This window comes from Streptomyces collinus Tu 365, assembly GCF_000444875.1.
In the GTDB taxonomy this organism is placed as follows: domain Bacteria; phylum Actinomycetota; class Actinomycetes; order Streptomycetales; family Streptomycetaceae; genus Streptomyces; species Streptomyces collinus_A.
The window spans coordinates 2,222,594-2,240,430 of the sequence record NC_021985.1 but is presented as its reverse complement, the minus strand read 5'-3'; the positions used below and the strand labels follow the sequence as shown (position 1 = coordinate 2,240,430).

Below are 17,837 nucleotides of genomic sequence, written 5' to 3'. Positions count from 1 at the left end.
GACGTACGGCGATGACCGATATGACGACGACCCCAGACGGTGACAACGAGCCCCAGGTGTCCACCCGCAAGCCCACCCGACGGGGCGGCGGCGACCCGGCGACCCGGGGAAGGACGACCATCGCCGACGGCGTGGTCGAGAAGATCGCCGGTCTCGCGGCACGGGACGTGGTCGGCGTCCACGCCATGGGCAGCGGGCTGGCCCGCACCTTCGGCGCCGTGCGCGACCGGGTGCCGGGCGGCTCGACGAGGTCCGTGACCCGGGGCGTGAAGGCCGAGGTCGGCGAGGTGCAGACGGCGATCGACCTGGAGATCGTCGTGGACTACGGCGTGTCGATCGGCGAGGTGGCTCGCGCGGTGCGGGAGAACGTGGTCGCCGCCGTGGAGCGCATGACCGGACTCGAGGTGGTCGAGGTCAACATCGCGGTGAGCGACGTCAAGCTTCCCGAGGAGGAGGAAGAGGAGGAGCTCCAGCCGCCCCGCATCCAGTGAGCACCGGTGTCGGCACCCGCACCCTCGTCCGCACCCCCATCCGCACCCCTATCCACATCCCTGACCAGCTGAGGAGCGCTGCATGAGCATGGCCGTGGTCGGCATGATCGCCGGGATGGCGCTGGGCTTCGCCGGCTGGTTCGGCGGGTTCGGGGCCTTCCTGCTGGTCGCCGCGCTGGGTGCCGTCGGCTTCGTCGCCGGCCGGTTCCTGGACGGCGACCTGGAACTCGGCGACTTCTTCCGCCTCCGCGACGACCGGCGCGACCGGCGGCGGTGACCGCCGTGAGCGCGCAGACCGGCACGGCGCGCCCGCCCCTGACCGTGGTGCCGCCCGCCGAGCGGGGCGCCCTCAGGATCGCCGACCGGGTCGTCGCGAAGATCGCCGCGCAGGCGGCGCGCGAGGCGCTGGCCCCGCTGCCCGCCGGTGCGGCGGCCCCGCACGCCACCGTGGTCGTGCAGCACGAAACGGCCCGGGTCCGCGTCCATCTGGAGCTGGGCTACCCGGGTGACATCGGCGCCCGCTGCGCCGCCGTGCGCCGCCGGGTGGTGGAGCGGGTGGGCACCCTGCTGGATCTCCAGGTGCCCGAGGTCGCCGTCCAAGTCGAGCGGCTGCACCCGGCACCGGCGCCCGGCGCGCCCCACGGGAGGATCACATGAGCGAGACCGGACCTCCCGGGGCCGGCACGGCCGGACCGCCCGTCCTCGACGCGGCCGGTCCTCCCGACGGCTCCCCGGCCCCGCCGCCGAGGAGCAGCGGCCGCTTCTGGTCGGCGCGCCGCGTCCCGGCCGGCATCGTGGCCGTACTCCTGCTGGCCGGCTCGGCGCTCCTCCTGTACGACGTGGTCGCCGTCCGGGCCGACCGGCCCGCGATGCGGTGGCGCCGGGCACTGGCCCGGCAGCTCGCCGAACGGCCCCTGGACGACGTCTGGGTGCTGACCGGGGCGGGCGTGGCCGCCGCCCTCGGCCTGTGGCTGTTCGTGCTCGCCGTCACGCCCGGGCTGCGGGGCCTGCTGCCGATGCGGCGCCCGCACCCCGACGTACGCGCCGGACTGCGGCGGGAGGCGGCCGCGCAGGTGCTGCGCGACCGGGCCATGGAGGTCTCCGGTGTGCGGTCGGTACGGGTGCGGCTGCGCCGCCGGCGGGCCGCCGTGCGCGCGCTGTCGCACTTCCGCGACCTCGACGAGGTGCGCGCCGACCTGGACACCGTGCTCGGCGCCGCGGTCGGCGGGCTCGGGCTGAGCCGGGTCCCCGCGCTGTCGGTGCGGGTCCGCCGGGCCGGACGGAAGGGGTGAGGCGGGTGCACCGGGGCGGTGTGAACCGGGTGGTGACCGCGATCGTGGGGCTGGTCCTGCTGGCCCTGGGCGGTTCGGTGCTGGCCGTGGGCCTGGGCGTGCGCCCGCCCCGTTGGTGGCTCCACTCGGGGCCGCACGACGTCCTGCTCAGCAGGGCCGAGCGCACCCACTGGCAGGACGCTGACTGGTGGTGGCCGACGGTCATCGCCGTGCTGGCCGTGCTCGTGCTGCTCGCCCTGTGGTGGCTCGTGGCGATCCTGCGGCGGCGCCGTCCGGCCGAGATCGTGGTCGACACCGGCGACGGCGAGGGCGCCGTGCTGCGCGGCAAGGCCCTGGAGGCCGCGATCGCCGCGGACGCGGCCCGCCAGCAGGGCGTGGCCGGCAGCGGCATCCTGCTGACGGGCCGTCGTACGGCACCGGCGGTGAGCGCCCGGCTCCGCCTGGACCCGGCGGTGGACCCCGCGGCGGCGCTGACCGCCTTCACCGGCCAGGCCCTGGCGCACGCCCGGGAGTCGGCGGGCCTGGCGGCACTGCCGGCCGAGGTACGCCTGGGCGCGATCGGGCACCGAGCGGAGCGGGTCACCTGACCAACGCCGCCCGGGACCCGTCTCGGGCCTGATCGGCATCTGGCCCGGCGCCCGCCGGAACCGGTCTCGGGCCTGATCGGCACTGATCGGCGCCCGGCCGAGGGGACCCGTTTCGGGCCGGACCGGCGCCCGATCGGGACCCTGGGCCTGACCGGCGGCGGCCCGGGACCCGTCTCCGGCCCGACCGGCGCTCGACCAGCACATGACCGGCGCCCGCCAGGGACCCGTCTCCGGCCCGACCGGCGCCCGACCGGCCCCCTGGCGGTCCCTCAGAAGCCGTGCCGCATCCCGCCGTCCACCGGCACCATGATCCCGGTGAGGTAGGAGGCCGCCGGGGACAACAGGAACGCCCCGACCCGCCCGAACTCCTCGGGCCTGCCGTACCGGCGCAGCGGGATCCGGGACTCGTTGGCGGCCCGGGTGGCCTCGGGGTCGGCGGACAGCCCGTCCAGCTCGCGCACGCGGTCGGTGTCGATGCGGGCCGGCAGCAGCCCCACGACCCGGATGCCGCGCGGTCCCAGCTCGTCCGCGATCGACTTGGCGAACCCGGCGAGCCCGGGCCGCAGCCCGTTGGAGATCGTCAGCCCCGGGATCGGCTCGTGCACCGACCCGGACAGCACGAACCCGATGACCCCGCCGTCCTCCAGCTCGGCCGCGGCCGCGCGGGCGAGCCGCACCGCGCCGAGGAACACCGACTCGAAGGCGTCCCGCCACTGCTCGTCGGTGTTGTCCGCGAGAAACCCGGGGGCCGGGCCGCCGACGCTCACCAGGACGCCGTGGAAGCCGCCGAAGCGCTCCCGGGCGGCCGCGACGAGCCGCTCGGCGGCCCCCGCCTCGGCGTTGTCCACGGCCACCCCGGCCGCGTTCGGGCCCAGTTCGGCCGCCGCGTCGGCGACCCGCTTCTCGTCCCGGCCGGTGATGACCACTTTCGCGCCGTCGGCGACGAGCTCCCGCGCGACCGCGTTGCCCAGTCCCCGGGTGGCTCCGGTGACGACGTACACCCGGTCCTTCAGTCCAAGATCCATGGTCCCTATCCTGCCCGTTCGCCCCCGAGGAGGGCGAGGGCGGTGTCGACCCAGCCCGATGCGGCTGAACGCCTGCGGGAAGTCGCCCGCCCGGCCGCCGCTCACCGGGTCGTACTCCCCGGCCGGCAGCCCCACGTCGTCGGTGAGGGACACCGGCCCGCTCGAACAGCTCCCGGGCCTGAGCCGTGCGGCCGGTCAGGTGCGGGGCGTCGGCCGGCCAGAACCAGCAGGGGGTGCGCCGGGGGAGCGAGGTTCCGGGCGGGCCGTCACACGGCGGCCGGCTGCTCCTCCGGGTCGCGCTCGGCCGCGGCCTCCTCGCGGTCCCGCAGCTCACGCCGGACCAGGAACCACCAGCCCACCGGGACCGCCGCGGCGAACAGCCACCACTGGAGCATGTACGCGTAGTTCAGTGGCGCGTCCTCGCTGCCGGGGTCGGAGATCTGCTCCGGGGAGCCGCCCCTGGCGGCGGGGGCCGTCTGCTCGACGTACCCGCCGAGCACCCGGGCGCCGAGCCGCCGTGCCTCCTCCGCGCTGTTGATCAGCATGATCTGCCGGTCCGGCAGGCCCTTGACGTTCTTGATGCCGCTCGCGGCGGTGGTCTCGTCGGCCATCAGCCGTCCGCTGACGGTGGTGCGGCCGGCGGGCGGCGCGGGGACCTTGGGGAAGTCGGTCTGCGCGCCGTTCGCGGGGATCCAGCCCCGGTTGACCAGCAGCACCGTCTTGTCCGGGAGGACGAACGGGGTCAGCACGTGGAAGCCGACCTCGCCGTCGGCGCTGGTCCGGCGCCGGACCACGACCTCCCGGGCGGTGTCGAAGGTGCCGGTCGCGGTGACCGTGCGGTACCGCTCGGTGCGGCTGACGGCGTGGCCGGGGGAGGTGAGCCGCTCCACGGGGACCGGCTTCGCGTGCAGCGCGCCGGAGACCAGGTCGTTGCGCGCGGTGCGCTCCTCGTACCGGTGCTGCTGCCAGAAGCCGAGCCTTATCATCGCCGGGATCAGCGCGATCGCGACGAGGGTGAGGATCACCCACTGGCGGGACAGCAGGAAGCGGTAGCGGTGCACCCCACGACGTTACCTCCGGGCCGTGGGGTGCCGTGCGCCGGGTACCGCGTCACACCCGGTCCACCACCCCCGTCCGGCCCTCCGCCCGGGCGCAGTGGGCGCCGCAGTACCAGTGGCCCTCCACCTCGACGCCCTGCCCGATGATCTGCACCCGGCAGTGCTCGCAGATGGGGGCCATGCGGTGGATCGCGCAGGAGAAGCAGTCGAACACGTGGACTGCGCCCTGGGCGTGGACCTCGAAGGTCATTCCGTAGTCATTGCCGCAAACTTCGCATCTCGCCATGCGCCACAGGGTGAGCCGTCGCCGATCCCCGGGCGAGCGGGCGCGGGGCGAGTCGCGGGGAATCACCCGTCCGTACGGTCGGCCCGGTGGTCGCCGTCACCCGTCGGCGGGCTCCACGTCACGCAGCAGCTGCCCGAACGCGGCCTCGTCGACGACCGGCGTGCCGAACTGCCGCGCTTTGACCACCTTGGAGGTGCCCGACTCGGGGTCGTTGGTCACCAGCAGGCTGGTCAGCCGCGACAGGCTGGTCGCCACGTGCAGCCCGGCCTCGGTCGCCCGGTCCTCCAGCAGTTCGCGCTCGGTGGAGGTGTCCCCGGAGAACGCCACCCGCATGCCCTGCCGGAGGCGTTTGCCGTCCTCGTAGCGGCCCGGGTTGGGGTAAGGGCAGGCGGGCCGCTTCCGTGAGGGGCGCCAGCTCGACTGGCCGCCGTACCCGCCGCTCGCCTGCCGGCCGATCCGGGGTGTGTCCGACCACTCCGTCAGCGGCCGGCACTCCAGCAGCGGCAGCCGGACGCCACCCGCCGCCGCGGCCCGCAGGCTGGGCCGGAACGCCTCGGCCAGCACGCGCGCGTCGTCCAGCGCGTGGTGCGCCCGTTGCTGGACCACCCCGTAGTGCGCCGCCAGCGACTCCAGCTTGAAGTTGGGCAGCGGCAGTCCCAGCTCCTTGGACAGCGCGATGGTGCACAGCCGCTGGCGCACCGGCGCCTCACGCCGGGCGCGCGCGTACTCGCGGGCGATCATCTGCCAGTCGAAGACCGCGTTGTGCGCGACCAGGACCCGGCCGTCCAGCCGGGCGGCGAACTCCTCGGCCACGTCCGCGAAGAGGGGCGCCCCCTCCAGCACCTCGCTCGTCAGGCCGTGTATCCACACGGGCCCCGGATCGCGCTCCGGATTGACCAGGGTGTACCAGTGGTCCTCGACCACGCCGCGCGCGTCCAGCCGGTAGACGGCCGCCGAGATGATCCGGTCGTCCCGGGCCAGGCCGGTGGTCTCCACGTCAACGACCGCGTATCCCTGCGGATACGCGGCCGGCCACAGGGTGGGGGAGGACACTGCGGTCGCACGGTCTTCGAGCATGGTCACTGAGGATACGGGCCACCACCGACAGTTCCGTATCCCAGGGGCGTGCGCCGCCTCCGCGCGCCCGCCCGGCCGCTCGGCGGCCGTACGCGCGTACGTGTCCGACGAGTTGTGGAAAGTCCGTCATGTCCCTTTGGTGAGTGACGGGGCCGGTCGGAGCCGCGCGCCGATCGGTCCGTGCACGTCTCTTCACCCTGCTCGCCGGCTGCGGTAACTGTGTGACAGATGACGGTCCGTCAGAAACGGCGGAGGCGCCGGGGACGTCGGGAGAAGGGCGGTACGGCGCATGGCACGCGTACGGTACGGCGCACGAACCGAAGAGGAGACCGCCGCCACCCGCACGGCGGCCGCCCGGCTCCCGGACGTCTGGTCCACCGGCGTCACCGCCCTCTGGGAGACCGACCCCGACGCGGTCGCGGCCGTGCTGCCGCCACCCCTGACGCCCACCGGCAGCCCGCTCGTCCGCGTGAGCGTCAGCGAGGTCGCGCTCCCGGGGTACCCGCTCGGCGCGGGCTCCGTCGCGGTCGCCGCCGCCCACGGCGCGGTCGACGGCTGGTACCCGCTGGTGATGCCGATGACCCACGAGCGCGCCCTCACCGGCGGCCGCGAGGTCTTCGGGGAGCCCAAGAAGCTCGGCCGGGTGACCGTCGAGCGCGAAGGCCCCGCCGTACGGGCGGCGCTGGAACGGCACGGCATCGCCTTCGTCGAGGTGCGCGGCACGGTGAGCGGCGCGCTGCCCCTGCCGGAGCCGTCGAGCAGGACCGACTTCTACTTCAAGTTCCTCCCCGCGGTGGACGGCCGCGGCTTCGACGGCGACCCCGTCCTGGTGCACTGCGTACGGCACGAACGGGTGCGCCGGCTGGAGCGGATCACCGGCGACGTGGTCCTGCGCGAGTCCGCCTTCGACCCCGTCGCCGACCTCCCGGTGCTGCGCCTGCGGGAGATCACCGCCGGCGAGCGGACCAGCGACCAGAGCGGCCGGGTCGCCGAACGGGTCGACGCCCGGGCCCTGCTGCCGTACGTCCACCAGCGCTACGACGACCCGCTCCAGGCCCACGACGCACCGCCCGAGAGGAGCACGTGATGGACCTGCGCCCGGGACAGGTCGCCGTCGTCACCGGCGCCGCGAGCGGCATCGGCCTCGCCCTGGCCGCGCGGTTCGCCGCCGAGGGACTGAAGGTCGTCCTCGCCGACGTCGAGGAGGCCGCGCTGGAGAAGGCCGCCGCCGGGCTGCGCGCACGGGGAGCCGAGGTGCACGCGCGCGTGACCGACGTCGGCGTGCGCGAACAGGTCGTGGCCCTGGCCGAGTCGGCGTACGGCACCTACGGCGCCGTGCACGTCCTGTGCAACAACGCCGGGGTCGGCTCGGGCGCCGAGGGCCGGATGTGGGAGCACGACCCCAACGACTGGCGGTGGGCCTTCGCCGTCAACGTCTGGGGCGTCTTCCACGGCATCCAGGCGTTCCTGCCCCGGATGATCGGCTCCGGGCAGCCCGGCCACGTCGTCAACACCTCCTCCGGCGACGGCGGCATCGCACCCCTGCCGACCGCCTCCGTCTACGCGGTCACCAAGGCCGCCGTCGTCACGATGACCGAGTCCCTGTACGCCCATCTGCGCGCCGAGCACGCGCGCGTGGGCGCCTCCGTGCTCTTCCCCGGGCCGCACATGCTGCGCACCGGCCTGTGGGAGTCGCACCGCAACCGCCCCGACCGCTACGCCAAGCAGCGCCCCCGCAGGACGCCGTACCGCAGCCTCGACCAGTGGGAGGCCGCCATGCGCGCGGCCGGCCACGAGGTCCGCTTCACCCCCGCCGAGGAGGTCGCGGACCTGGTCGTGGACGGCGTCCGGGCCGACCGGTTCTGGCTGCTGCCGGCGAGCGAGCACAGCGACGCCCGGATCCGCGCGCGGGCGCGCTCGATGCTGGAGCGCGCCGCCCCGTCGTACCTCGAGCGCTTCATCCTGGACTGAGAGGGGGTCGTGGTGGCCGACCGTGACCCGTACCTGATCATCTCCTCCGACTGCCACGCCGGACCGCCCACCGAGCGGTACCGGCCCTACCTGGAGTCACGCTTCCACCGCGACTTCGACGAGTTCCTCGCGGGCCGCGACCGGCGCCGCGAGGAGATGACCCGGCTCGGCATCCGGAACGAGGCGTTCGCCGACCGGTGGTTCCACGACCACGAGGAGGGACTGCGCGGCGGCTGGGACAGCGCGCGACGCCTGAAGGAACTCGACGGGGACGGGGTGGCCGCCGAGGTCGTCTTCCCGGACGCCGACGCCGTGGACAGCCGCACCGCCGCGCCCTTCGGCGTCGGCCTCGGCCTGTCCGGCGACCACGACCCCGCGCTCGGCATGGCGGGCGCCCGGGCGCACAACCGCTGGCTCGCCGACTTCGTCTCCGCCTGCCCCGAACGGCACTGCGGGGTCGCCCTGCTGCCCGTCACGGCCCCCGTCGACCAGGTCGTCGCCGAGATCCACCGGGCCCGGGAGTCCGGGCTGCGCGCCCTGATGATCCCCGCCATGTGGGGCGCCCGGGAGCCGTACCACGACCGCCGCTACGACCCGGTGTGGGCGGCCGCCGCCGCGTGCGGCATGCCCGTGCTCACCCACTCGGGGGCGGCCCCGCGCGAGGAGTACGGCGACCACCTCGGCATCTACGTGAGCGAGGTGACCTGGTGGCCCGCCAGGCCGCTGTGGTTCCTGCTCTGGTCCGGCGTCCTCGAACGCCACCCCGGACTGCGGTTCGGCATCGCGGAGTCGGGCTGCTGGTGGCTGCCGAACCTGCTGTGGTTCATGGACCGCCTCTACCTCGGCGCGCACGGCGGCAAGAAGCTCTCCCCGTTCCGGGAACTGAGCCGCCCGCCGCACGAGTACCTCGACCGGCAGGTCTTCGTGTGCGCCACCAACACCAAGCGGCGCGAACTGGCCCAGCGCTACGAGATCGGCGTCGACAACATCCTCTGGGGCAGCGACTTCCCGCACCCCGAGGGCACCTGGCCCGACACCCGCGGCTGGCTCCGGCGCACCTTCCACGACATCCCGGTGACCGAGACCCGCCGGATGCTCGGCCTCGCGGCGGCCGAGGTCTTCGGCTTCGACCCGGCCGCCCTCGCCCCGCTGGCCCGGCGCATCGGCCCCACCCCCGCCGACCTCGGGCAGCCCGCCGACCAGAGCGCCGTGGAGGCGTCCTGGGCGCGCTCGCGCGAGACCGGCCGGCACTGGCTGACCGGCCACGACTTCCCGGTGCTGGGGGCGACCCGATGAGCGACCGCTACACGGTGATCTCCGCCGACTGCCACGCCGGGGCCGACCTGCTGGACTACCGGCCGTACCTGGACAAGCGGTACCACGACGACTTCGACGACTGGGCGGCCACCTACGTCAACCCCCACGAGGACCTGCTCGCCGACTCCGCCGACCGGAACTGGAACTCCGAACGGCGCCTCGCCGAGCTGGAGTCCGACGGCATCGTCGCCGAGGTCGTCTTCCCCAACACCATCCCGCCCTTCTTCCCGTCGAGCTCCCTCATGGCCCCGCCGGCCACCGCCGAGGAATTCGAACGCCGCTGGGCCGGACTGCGCGCCCACAACCGCTGGCTCGCCGACTTCTGCGCCGCCGCGCCCGGCCGCCGCGCGGGCGTCTTCCAGATCCTCCTCGGGGACGTCGACGAAGCCGTCCGGGAGATCCGCCGGGCCGCCGCGGCCGGCCTCAGGGGCGGGCTGATGCTGCCCGGCACCCCACCCGGCTGCGGACTGCCCGAGCTGTACTCGCGCGCCTACGACCCGATCTGGGCCGCCTGCGCGGAACTCGGCGTCCCCGTCAACCACCACGCGGGCTCCGCCTCACCGCCGCTCGGCGACGAACCCGCCGCCCGCGCGGTCTTCATGGTCGAGACGACCTGGTTCTCCCACCGCGCGCTGTGGCACCTCGTCTTCGGCGGCGCCTTCCGCCGCCACCCGGGACTGCGCCTGGTCCTCACCGAGCAGGGCTCCGGCTGGATCCCCGGGGTCCTCGACATGCTGGACTACTACCACGGCCGCCTCGTCGCGGCCGCCTCCGGCAGCGGCACCGCCGAGGCCAGGTTCGGCGCCGGCCTCGCCGCCGGCACGGGCCGGCCGCCCTCCGCGGTCTGGCACGACCACTGCTACGTCGGCGCCAGCTTCATGCGCCCGCACGAGGTCCCGCTGCGCGACCGCATCGGCGTCGACAGGATCATGTGGGGCAGCGACTACCCGCACGACGAAGGCACCTACCCGTACACCCGCGAGGGCCTGCGCTACGCCTGCGCCGACGTCCCGCGCGCGGAGCTGACGGCCCTGCTCGGCGGCAACGCGGCCCGCGTCTACGGCTTCGACCTCGGCCTGCTGGACCCGATAGCGGCCCGGGTGGGCCCGACCGTGGCCGAGATCGCCGAGCCGCTGCACGAGCCGCCGGCCGACGCGACGAGCCCGCTGTTCGCCCGGGGGGCGTCGGTACGGGTGTGGTGAACGCCCGGGGCGCCGGTGCCACCGGTCCGGCGCCCGGGATGCGATCCTCCGTCCTGTGACGGAACCCACCCACGACGAGGCCCACGCGGGCGCGCTCGGCACCCGGCTGAACTGGCTGCGCGCGGCCGTGCTGGGCGCCAACGACGGCATCGTCTCCACCGCGGGCCTGGTCGTCGGCGTGGCCGGCGCCACCGAGAACCGGGCCGCCCTGCTCACCGCCGGCCTCGCGGGGCTGCTCGCCGGCTCGATGTCCATGGCGGCGGGCGAGTACGTCTCGGTGTCCACCCAGCGCGACTCCGAGATGGCCGCGCTGGCCGTGGAGAAACGGGAGCTGCGCGAGCAGCCCGAGGCCGAGCTGGAGGAGCTGACCGAGATGCTGCGGGTGCGCGGCCTGTCCCGGGAGGTGGCCCGGGAGGCCGCCGAACAGCTCACCGCGCGGGACGCGCTCCGGGCGCACGCGCGCGTGGAGCTCGGCATCGACCCGGACGACCTGACCAACCCCTGGCACGCGGCCTGGGCCAGCTTCCTGGCCTTCACCGTGGGCGCGCTGCTGCCCCTGCTGGCCATCGTGCTGCCCCCGGCCGCCTGGCGGCTCCCGGTCACCGTGGTGTCCGTGCTGGCCGCGCTCGTCCTCACCGGCTGGAGCAGCGCCCGGCTCGGAGCGGCCGACCCCCGGCGCGCGGTGCTGCGCAACGTCCTGGGCGGCGCGCTCGCGATGCTGGTCACCTACGTCACCGGGAGGCTGCTGGGAGCGGCCGGGGTCTGAGCCGCGCGGGGCTGCCGCCGCCGCAACCGGAGACTGCCGGTGCGACCGGGTCGCAGCGCGCGCCGGGCTGCCGCCGCCGTCACCGGGCACCTCGATGAGCGGCCGGGGAACGCCGCGGCGTACCGTGAAGTGCGCCCGACCACCCCCTGGGCGCGTCGCAGTTCTCCCCGCACGAGAAGGACCCTCGCCATGCGCGCCACCACCATTCACGCCCCGTACGACATGCGCGTGGAGGACGTGCCCGACCCCGTGGTGCAGCTGCCCACCGACGCCGTGGTGCGGGTGCTGCGCTCCTGCATCTGCGGCAGCGACCTGTGGGCCTACCGCGGTGAGGCGGCCCGGCAGCCGGGCCAGCGCATCGGGCACGAGTTCCTCGGCGTCGTCGAGGAGACCGGCTCCGAGGTGGCAGGCGTGCGGCGCGGCGACCTGGTGGTCGCGCCCTTCATGTGGTCCGACGGCGTCTGCGACTACTGCCGCGAGGGCCTGACGACCTCCTGCGAGCACGGCGGCTTCTGGGGCGCCGTCGGCTACGACGGCGGGCAGGGCGAGGCCGTGCGCGTGCCGTTCGCCGACGGCACCCTCGTCGGGCTGCCCAAGGAGGCGGCCTCCGACGACCACCTGCTGTCCGCCCTGCTGACCCTCTCCGACGTCCTCGGCACCGGCCACCACGCCGCCCTCGGCGCGGGTGCGCGCCCCGGGGCCACGGTCGCCGTCGTCGGCGACGGCGCGGTCGGCCTGTGCGCGGTGCTGGCCGCCAAGCGGCTGGGCGCCGAGCGGATCATCGCGCTGGGCCGGCACGAGGTCCGCACCGACATCGCGCGCCGCTTCGGCGCCACCGACGTCGTCGCCGAGCGCGGCGAGGCGGCCGTCGAGGCCGTCCGCGAGCTCACCCACGGCCAGGGCGCGCACGCCGTCGTGGAGGCGGTCGGCACCGAGCAGTCCATGCGCACGGCCGTGAACATCACCCGCGACGGCGGCGCCATCGGCTTCGTGGGCGTGCCCCACGGCAGCGGCACCGGCCTCGACCTCGGCGTCATGTTCGACCGGAACATCGCCCTGCGCGGCGGGGTCGCGCCGGTCCGCGCCTACATCCCCCAGCTGCTGCCCGACGTCCTCGACGGCACCATCGACCCCTCGCCGGTCTTCGACATGACCGTCGGCGTGGAGGGCGTCCCGGACGGCTACAAGGCGATGGACGAACGCACCGCGCTCAAGGTGCTCGTGACCGACGCCCGCTGACGTCCGCCCGGCGCGTTCAGTCCCAGGCGGACGGCGGCCCCACGGCGCGTGAGGCCGCCTTCCGGCAGGGCGAAGCGCATGGCGCGTGGGGCAGCCGTCCGTCGGGGCGGAGCCGGGCCGTCCCGCGGGCGCGCCGGCATCGTCCCGCACCGGACGTTTCCCGCCGGGGCCGGCCCCGTACGGCTCGCGCGGCCGCCCGGCCCGGCGTTCAGTCCCAGGCGGCCGGGTCCGTGCCCCACGGCGCGGAAGGCCGTGCCCAGTCGGTGGGGCCGCCTGCGAAGGACACCGGGGGCAGGGCGTGCCGCAGTCGGCCGAGGTCGCTGTCGGTCTCGGCCAGCCAGGCGTCCGGGCCCGGATCCGGGGCGTCGTCGGGCGCCGGTTCCGGCCGGACCTCCCGGGTCAGCCAGAGCGCGGTCCGGGCGAGCGCCAGCCGCACCCCGCGGGCGTGTCCGTCGTACGACTGCTCGGTGACCGCCCGCAGGACGGCCGCCGCCAGCAGGTAGCCGGTGCCGTGGTCCAGCGCCTGCGCCGGCAGCGCGCCGGGTTCGCCGGCCGTCCCCTCCGTCGCCGCGATGCCCGTCGCGACCTGCACCAGGCTGTCGAAGCCGCGCCGCTCGCCCCAGGGCCCGTACCCGCCCCAGGCCGAGACCTGGGCCACGACCAGCCCCGGGCGCCGCTCGGCGAGCGCGCGCGGGGAGAGCCCGAACCGGTCGAGGGCGCCCGGCCGGTAGCCGGTGACCACGACGTCCGCCGAGGCCAGCAGCTTCTCGAAGGTGTCCCGGTCGGCGCCGAGGTCGAGCGTCGCCGACCGCTTGCCGAACCCGGTGTCGGCGTGCTGGTCCGGCAGTTCGGGCAACTCCGGCGCGTCCAGCCGCAGGACGTCGGCGCCGAGCAGCGCCAGGGTGCGGGTGGCGACCGGGCCGGCCAGCACCCGGGTGAGGTCCAGGACCCGCAGCCCGGCGGCGGGCAGCAGGGGTGCGGCGGCCGGGTCGAGCGGCGGCAGCACCCGCGGGGGCGCGGGGGCCAGCCGCTCGCTCTCGACCAATGGCCGTGCGGCGACCTCGGCGGCCTGCTCGTGCGCCGCCCACCCCGCCGGGGTGCGCAGGGCGACGGCGAGACCGCCCGCGCGGTACACCGTCTCCTCCACCTCCAGGGCGGAGCGACCGGCGAGCACGCCGGCGACCTCCGGCGCCGGGGCGTCCGGGGACAGGCCCAGGGCACCGAGCAGACGGGCCCGGTGGTGGGGGTAGTTGGCGTGGGTGCGGACCCAGCCGTCGGCCGTCCGCCAGAACCGCGACAGCGGCGCGAAGGCGACCGGCGCCCGCCCGTCGACCCGGAGCAGCCGCTCACTGTGGAAGGCGGCGGCCACCGCGCCGTCGTCCACCCGCACCCCGGGCACTCCGGCGCGCCCGGTCCGCCGCGCCCCGAGTTCGGCGGCGGCCAGCGCGCACGCGCCCACGCACGTGCGTGCCAGCTCTCGCACCGGAAGCTTCGAGGACAGCGTCCCCGCCCGCCCGACGGCCGTGACGGCCGGCAGGAGGGCGGGGTCACCGCCGAGTGCCGTCCACGCTGTGTATTGATTGGTCATGCGTCAAGCATGCAGTATTGACTCAATCAATATTCAGGGGGTGTGAAGCGGTCCGTCGACCTGGCGCACCGCGCGCAGCGCGTTCACGACGCCGAAGCCGTAGAACCCGTTGACGCGCTTGCCGCCGACGCAGGTGGCGTCCACGACCCCGTCGCCGTTCCAGTCGTAGGGCCCGTCCGGGCAGCCCGGGTTGTCCGCCTGGGCCTTCAGCAGCGCCCGCAGCTGCGCGGGAGTGGCGTGCGGGTGCGCCGACTTCAGCAGCGCGGCCACCGCGGCCACGTGCGGCGACGCCATCGACGTGCCCTGGAGGAAGCCGTACTGGCCGTTCGGCAGCGTGGACAGGATGCGGCCGTTCTTCGACGGGGTGTCCGGGATCTGGTACTTGTCGCCGCCCGGACCGGCCACGTCGATGACGCCCTGCCCGTAGCTGGAGTAGTACGACTTCGCGCCCTTGACGCCCACCGCGCTCACGGTGACCACGCCGGGCAACTGGGTCGGCACGTCGTAGCACCGGTGCGGGTCGACCGTACGGGGCACGGCGGTCGAGTCGTCGGGGCTGGAGTCGTCGGTGATCGCGTGCGAGTCGAGGTCGTCACCCGAGTTGCCGGCCGAGGCCACGTTGAGCGTGCCCTTGCGCTGCGCGTACAGCTGGGCCCTGTTGACCGCGTCCACGATGGCACGTTGATCGGGGTCGTCCATGCAGTTGTACATCCACGGGTCGACGTAGTAGCTGTTGTTGGTGATCTCGATGCCGTGGTCCGCGGCGAACACGAACGCGCAGACCACGCTCTCCGGGTAGAACAGCGAGGTCGCGTCGGGCTGGGCCACCGTGATGCTCGCGACCTTCACCCCGGGCGCCACGCCCGCCACCCCGGTGCCGTTGCGGGCCGCGGCTATCTCGCCCGCCACATGGGTGCCGTGGTAGTGGCCGGCGTCCGCCGGCCGCCAGGCGCCGTACGTCGTGTCCGCCTTGCCGCTCACACAGCTCGCGGACTGGGAGGCGGAGAAGTTCGGCGCGATGTCCGGGTGGGTGTCGTCCACGCCCGTGTCGATCACGCCGACGGTCACGTTCGGGCTGCCGGGGTCGATCGCGGCGGCCTTGTCCGCCCCGATCGCCCGCAGGTCCCACTGGTCGGCCTCCAGGGGTTCCTCGCCCGGCGCCGCACCCTTGGCGATCTCCGCGGCCTCCGCCTTGGACAGGACCTGCACCGCGCCCTCGTCCGTCGTCCCGGCCGGCGCCAGCGGGGCGGTGCGCGTGGCGCCCGCCGAGTCCACACCCCGCACCGCACGCATCCGCGCGCCGAAGTCGGGGGCCGCGGAGTGCGCGACGATCACCCCGATCCGGTCGTAACTCGCCACCACCGTGCCGGCGTTGCGCGTGATCGCCCGCGTCACCGACTCGACCGTGCGGTGGTCCGTCGAGGTGTTGACCACGTACGCGAGGTTCGGACCGTCCGCGGCCCGCGCCGTCGCGGCGGCCGGGGTCGACGCCGAGGCCGCCGTCGGCAGGAAGCCGAGCGAGGCGGTCAGCGACAGCACGACCGGCACGGCGAGCGCGAGCCGGCGTCTGGAACGCAGATGAGCCATGGGATCTCCACATCATCCGGATACGGAACCGCCCGAGACACAGGTGGTGCCCGGGCGGGTACATCAGGTACATGACGGGGGGTGCGAGGCCGAAGCTATCTCCCCCCACTGGTCCACGAAAGGGCGCGGCCCGCACTGATCCACGAAAGGGCGCGGCCGACGTGAACCGCGCCGCGCGTGGCGCCGTGACCGTGGACGGAGGGCCCACCAGGATCGAGGCCCTCCGCGGGAATCACGCCGGGGAGTCGACCGATGACTGGCTGTAGCGTGGTCTCCCGTTCCTGTGAGGTCCGAAGCGCATGTCCGCAACGCGAGGAGACTCCGTGGCCACCGAGACACCGCCCCCCGCGAAACCCCGAGCCCCCCTTCCCTCCACCGAGGAGTTCACCGAGGTGCAGCAGAGCGCGGAGTTCGGTGAACTGCGCCGATCCCACCGCTCGTTCGCCTTCCCGCTGACGATCGGCTTCATCGCCTGGTACCTGCTGTACGTCCTGCTCTCGAACTACGCGGGCGGCTTCATGGGCACCAAGGTGGCCGGCAACGTCAACGTCGCCCTCGTCCTGGGCCTCGCCCAGTTCCTCACCACGTTCCTCATCGCCTGGTGGTACGCGCGGCACGCCGCCGCCGACCTCGACCCGAAGGCCGAGGCCATCAAGTCCCGGATGGAGGGCGGCGCATGAGCCCCGCACAGCACACCCTGCTCGCCGCCGGCGAGGCGAGCGAGCACCGGCCGCTGATCATCACGCTGTTCGCGGTGTTCGTCGCCGCGACCCTCGTCATCACCGTCTGGGCGGGCCGGCAGACCCGGGACGCCGCCGACTTCTACGCCGGCGGCCGCCAGTTCACCGGCTTCCAGAACGGCCTCGCCGTCTCCGGCGACTACATGTCCGCCGCGTCCTTCCTCGGCATCGCCGGCGCCATCGCCCTCTTCGGCTACGACGGCTTCCTCTACTCCATCGGCTTCCTGGTCGCCTGGCTGGTCGCCCTGCTGCTGGTCGCCGAACCGCTGCGCAACTCCGGCCGCTACACCATGGGCGACGTGCTGGCCTACCGCATGCGCCAGCGCCCCGTGCGGACGGCGGCCGGCACCTCGACCATCGTCGTGTCGATCTTCTACCTGCTCGCCCAGATGGCCGGCGCCGGCGTCCTGGTCTCGCTGCTCCTCGGCATCACCAGCGACGGCGGGAAGATCGGTATCGTCGCCCTCGTCGGCCTGCTGATGATCGTGTACGTCACCATCGGCGGCATGAAGGGAACCACCTGGGTGCAGATGGTCAAGGCCGTGCTGCTCATCGCGGGCGCCGTGCTGCTGACCTTCCTGGTCCTGCTGAAGTTCCACTTCAACGTCTCGGACCTGCTCGGCACGGCCGCCACCAACAGCGGCAAGGGCTCCGCGTTCCTGGAGCCGGGCCTGAAGTACGGCGCCACCGGCACCACCAAGCTGGACTTCATCTCGCTCGGCATCGCCCTGGTCCTCGGCACCGCCGGCCTGCCGCACATCCTGATCCGCTTCTACACCGTCCCCACGGCCAAGGCCGCCCGCAAGTCCGTCATCTGGGCGATCGGCCTGATCGGCGCCTTCTACCTGATGACCCTCGCCCTCGGCTTCGGCGCGGCCGCGCTGATCAAACCCGACGAGATCATCACCTCCAACAAGGCCGGCAACACCGCCGCCCCGCTGCTCGCCCTGCACCTGGGCGGAACCCACTCCGACTGGGGCGCGATCCTGCTCGCCACCATCTCGGCGGTCGCCTTCGCCACGATCCTCGCCGTCGTCGCGGGCCTGACCCTGGCCTCCTCCTCGTCCTTCGCGCACGACATCTACGCCAACGTCATCAAGAAGGGCCAGGCCACCGAGAAGCAGGAGATCAACGCGGCCCGCTACGCCACCGTCGGCATCGGCGCCGTCTCCATCGTCCTCGGCGCCCTCTCCCGCGACCTGAACGTCGCCGGACTCGTCGCCCTCGCCTTCGCGGTCGCCGCCTCCGCCAACCTGCCGACCCTGCTCTACAGCCTGTTCTGGAAGCGCTTCACCACCGCAGGCGCCCTCTGGTCCATCTACGGCGGTCTGGTCACCGCGGTCGGCCTGGTGCTGTTCTCACCGGTGGTGTCCGGCAAGCCGACCTCGATGTTCCCCGACGTCGACTTCCACTGGTTCCCGCTGGAGAACCCCGGCATCATCTCGATCCCGGTCGGCTTCCTCCTCGGCGCCCTGGGAACCCTCCTGTCGAAGGAGGTCCCGGACACCGGCAAGTACGCGGAGCTCGAAGTGCGGTCCCTGACCGGCACCGGAGCCCACTGAGCTTCCTACGGACGGCCGCGTCGTACCGGACTGTGCGGTCCTACGACGC

At 74.4% G+C, this 17,837-nt stretch carries 19 protein-coding genes; 13 read left to right on the top strand and 6 right to left on the bottom strand.

Going from position 1 to position 17,837, the window contains the following annotated elements:
• Positions 1-11: 11 nt before the first annotated feature.
• From B446_RS09505 to amaP, 5 genes are all read left to right on the top strand, one after another.
• A complete protein-coding gene (locus B446_RS09505; protein WP_043475184.1) occupies positions 12-491 on the top strand; it encodes an Asp23/Gls24 family envelope stress response protein in 480 nt (159 codons plus the stop codon).
• Between the two features lie 82 nt (positions 492-573).
• Complete coding sequence (locus B446_RS09500) at positions 574-768, top strand: hypothetical protein (protein WP_020939207.1); 195 nt, start codon at positions 574-576, stop codon at positions 766-768.
• A complete protein-coding gene (locus tag B446_RS09495) occupies positions 765-1,148 on the top strand; it encodes a hypothetical protein (RefSeq protein ID WP_020939206.1) in 384 nt (127 codons plus the stop codon). The genes B446_RS09500 and B446_RS09495 overlap by 4 nt, the downstream gene beginning before the upstream one ends.
• Positions 1,145-1,783, top strand: a complete 639-nt coding sequence (locus B446_RS09490; protein ID WP_020939205.1) for a DUF6286 domain-containing protein — start codon at positions 1,145-1,147, stop codon at positions 1,781-1,783. Before B446_RS09495 ends, B446_RS09490 begins: the two co-directional genes overlap by 4 nt.
• The gene (gene amaP, locus B446_RS09485; RefSeq protein ID WP_106960556.1) at positions 1,780-2,370 is read left to right on the top strand and encodes an alkaline shock response membrane anchor protein AmaP; all 591 of its coding nucleotides are present in this window, start codon (positions 1,780-1,782) and stop codon (positions 2,368-2,370) included. Before B446_RS09490 ends, amaP begins: the two co-directional genes overlap by 4 nt.
• A 269-nt stretch (positions 2,371-2,639) precedes the next feature.
• Here the strand turns inward: amaP and B446_RS09480 are convergent, their stop codons facing one another.
• The 4 genes from B446_RS09480 to B446_RS09465 form a co-directional block, all read right to left on the bottom strand.
• Complete coding sequence (locus B446_RS09480; RefSeq protein WP_020939203.1) at positions 2,640-3,395, bottom strand: SDR family oxidoreductase; 756 nt, start codon at positions 3,393-3,395, stop codon at positions 2,640-2,642.
• 266 nt (positions 3,396-3,661) lie between these two features.
• Entirely contained in the window at positions 3,662-4,456 is a 795-nt protein-coding gene (locus B446_RS09475; RefSeq protein ID WP_020939202.1) for an SURF1 family protein, read from the bottom strand.
• 49 nt (positions 4,457-4,505) lie between these two features.
• Positions 4,506-4,739: a hypothetical protein gene (locus B446_RS09470; RefSeq protein ID WP_020939201.1), complete on the bottom strand. Its 234-nt coding sequence runs from the start codon at positions 4,737-4,739 to the stop codon at positions 4,506-4,508.
• 96 nt (positions 4,740-4,835) lie between these two features.
• Positions 4,836-5,816 carry a DEDDh family exonuclease gene (locus B446_RS09465; protein WP_043475178.1) on the bottom strand — a complete coding sequence of 327 codons (981 nt, stop codon included), beginning with the start codon at positions 5,814-5,816 and terminating at the stop codon, positions 4,836-4,838.
• Positions 5,817-6,105: 289 nt separating this feature from the next.
• On the opposite strand from B446_RS09465, the gene B446_RS09460 reads away from it, so the two are divergent.
• From B446_RS09460 to B446_RS09435, 6 genes are all read left to right on the top strand, one after another.
• Positions 6,106-6,903, top strand: a complete 798-nt coding sequence (locus B446_RS09460) for an acetoacetate decarboxylase family protein (RefSeq protein WP_020939199.1) — start codon at positions 6,106-6,108, stop codon at positions 6,901-6,903.
• The gene (locus B446_RS09455; protein WP_020939198.1) at positions 6,903-7,787 is read left to right on the top strand and encodes an SDR family NAD(P)-dependent oxidoreductase; all 885 of its coding nucleotides are present in this window, start codon (positions 6,903-6,905) and stop codon (positions 7,785-7,787) included. The genes B446_RS09460 and B446_RS09455 overlap by 1 nt, the downstream gene beginning before the upstream one ends.
• 12 nt (positions 7,788-7,799) lie before the next feature.
• On the top strand, positions 7,800-9,083 hold the full coding sequence (locus B446_RS09450; protein WP_043477938.1) for an amidohydrolase family protein: 1,284 nt from the start codon (positions 7,800-7,802) through the stop codon (positions 9,081-9,083).
• Positions 9,080-10,306, top strand: a complete 1,227-nt coding sequence (locus tag B446_RS09445; protein WP_020939196.1) for an amidohydrolase family protein — start codon at positions 9,080-9,082, stop codon at positions 10,304-10,306. Before B446_RS09450 ends, B446_RS09445 begins: the two co-directional genes overlap by 4 nt.
• A 55-nt stretch (positions 10,307-10,361) precedes the next feature.
• Positions 10,362-11,072, top strand: a complete 711-nt coding sequence (locus B446_RS09440) for a VIT1/CCC1 transporter family protein (protein ID WP_020939195.1) — start codon at positions 10,362-10,364, stop codon at positions 11,070-11,072.
• A gap of 189 nt (positions 11,073-11,261) precedes the next feature.
• Positions 11,262-12,311, top strand: a complete 1,050-nt coding sequence (locus tag B446_RS09435) for a zinc-dependent alcohol dehydrogenase family protein (protein ID WP_020939194.1) — start codon at positions 11,262-11,264, stop codon at positions 12,309-12,311.
• A 208-nt stretch (positions 12,312-12,519) separates the two neighbouring features.
• On the opposite strand, the gene B446_RS09430 is transcribed toward B446_RS09435, so the two are convergent.
• Together B446_RS09430 and B446_RS09425 are read right to left on the bottom strand one after the other, a co-directional pair.
• Positions 12,520-13,899 (bottom strand): CoA transferase, encoded by a 1,380-nt coding sequence (locus B446_RS09430; RefSeq protein WP_020939193.1) that lies wholly within the window; start codon positions 13,897-13,899, stop codon positions 12,520-12,522.
• A gap of 33 nt (positions 13,900-13,932) precedes the next feature.
• Positions 13,933-15,486 (bottom strand): S8 family peptidase, encoded by a 1,554-nt coding sequence (locus B446_RS09425; protein WP_020939192.1) that lies wholly within the window; start codon positions 15,484-15,486, stop codon positions 13,933-13,935.
• Positions 15,487-15,809: 323 nt separating this feature from the next.
• Between B446_RS09425 and B446_RS09420 the strand changes: the two genes are divergently transcribed.
• Together B446_RS09420 and B446_RS09415 are read left to right on the top strand one after the other, a co-directional pair.
• Positions 15,810-16,166: a DUF485 domain-containing protein gene (locus tag B446_RS09420; RefSeq protein ID WP_020939191.1), complete on the top strand. Its 357-nt coding sequence runs from the start codon at positions 15,810-15,812 to the stop codon at positions 16,164-16,166.
• On the top strand, positions 16,163-17,788 hold the full coding sequence (locus tag B446_RS09415; protein WP_020939190.1) for a cation acetate symporter: 1,626 nt from the start codon (positions 16,163-16,165) through the stop codon (positions 17,786-17,788). Before B446_RS09420 ends, B446_RS09415 begins: the two co-directional genes overlap by 4 nt.
• Positions 17,789-17,837: the final 49 nt, after the last annotated feature.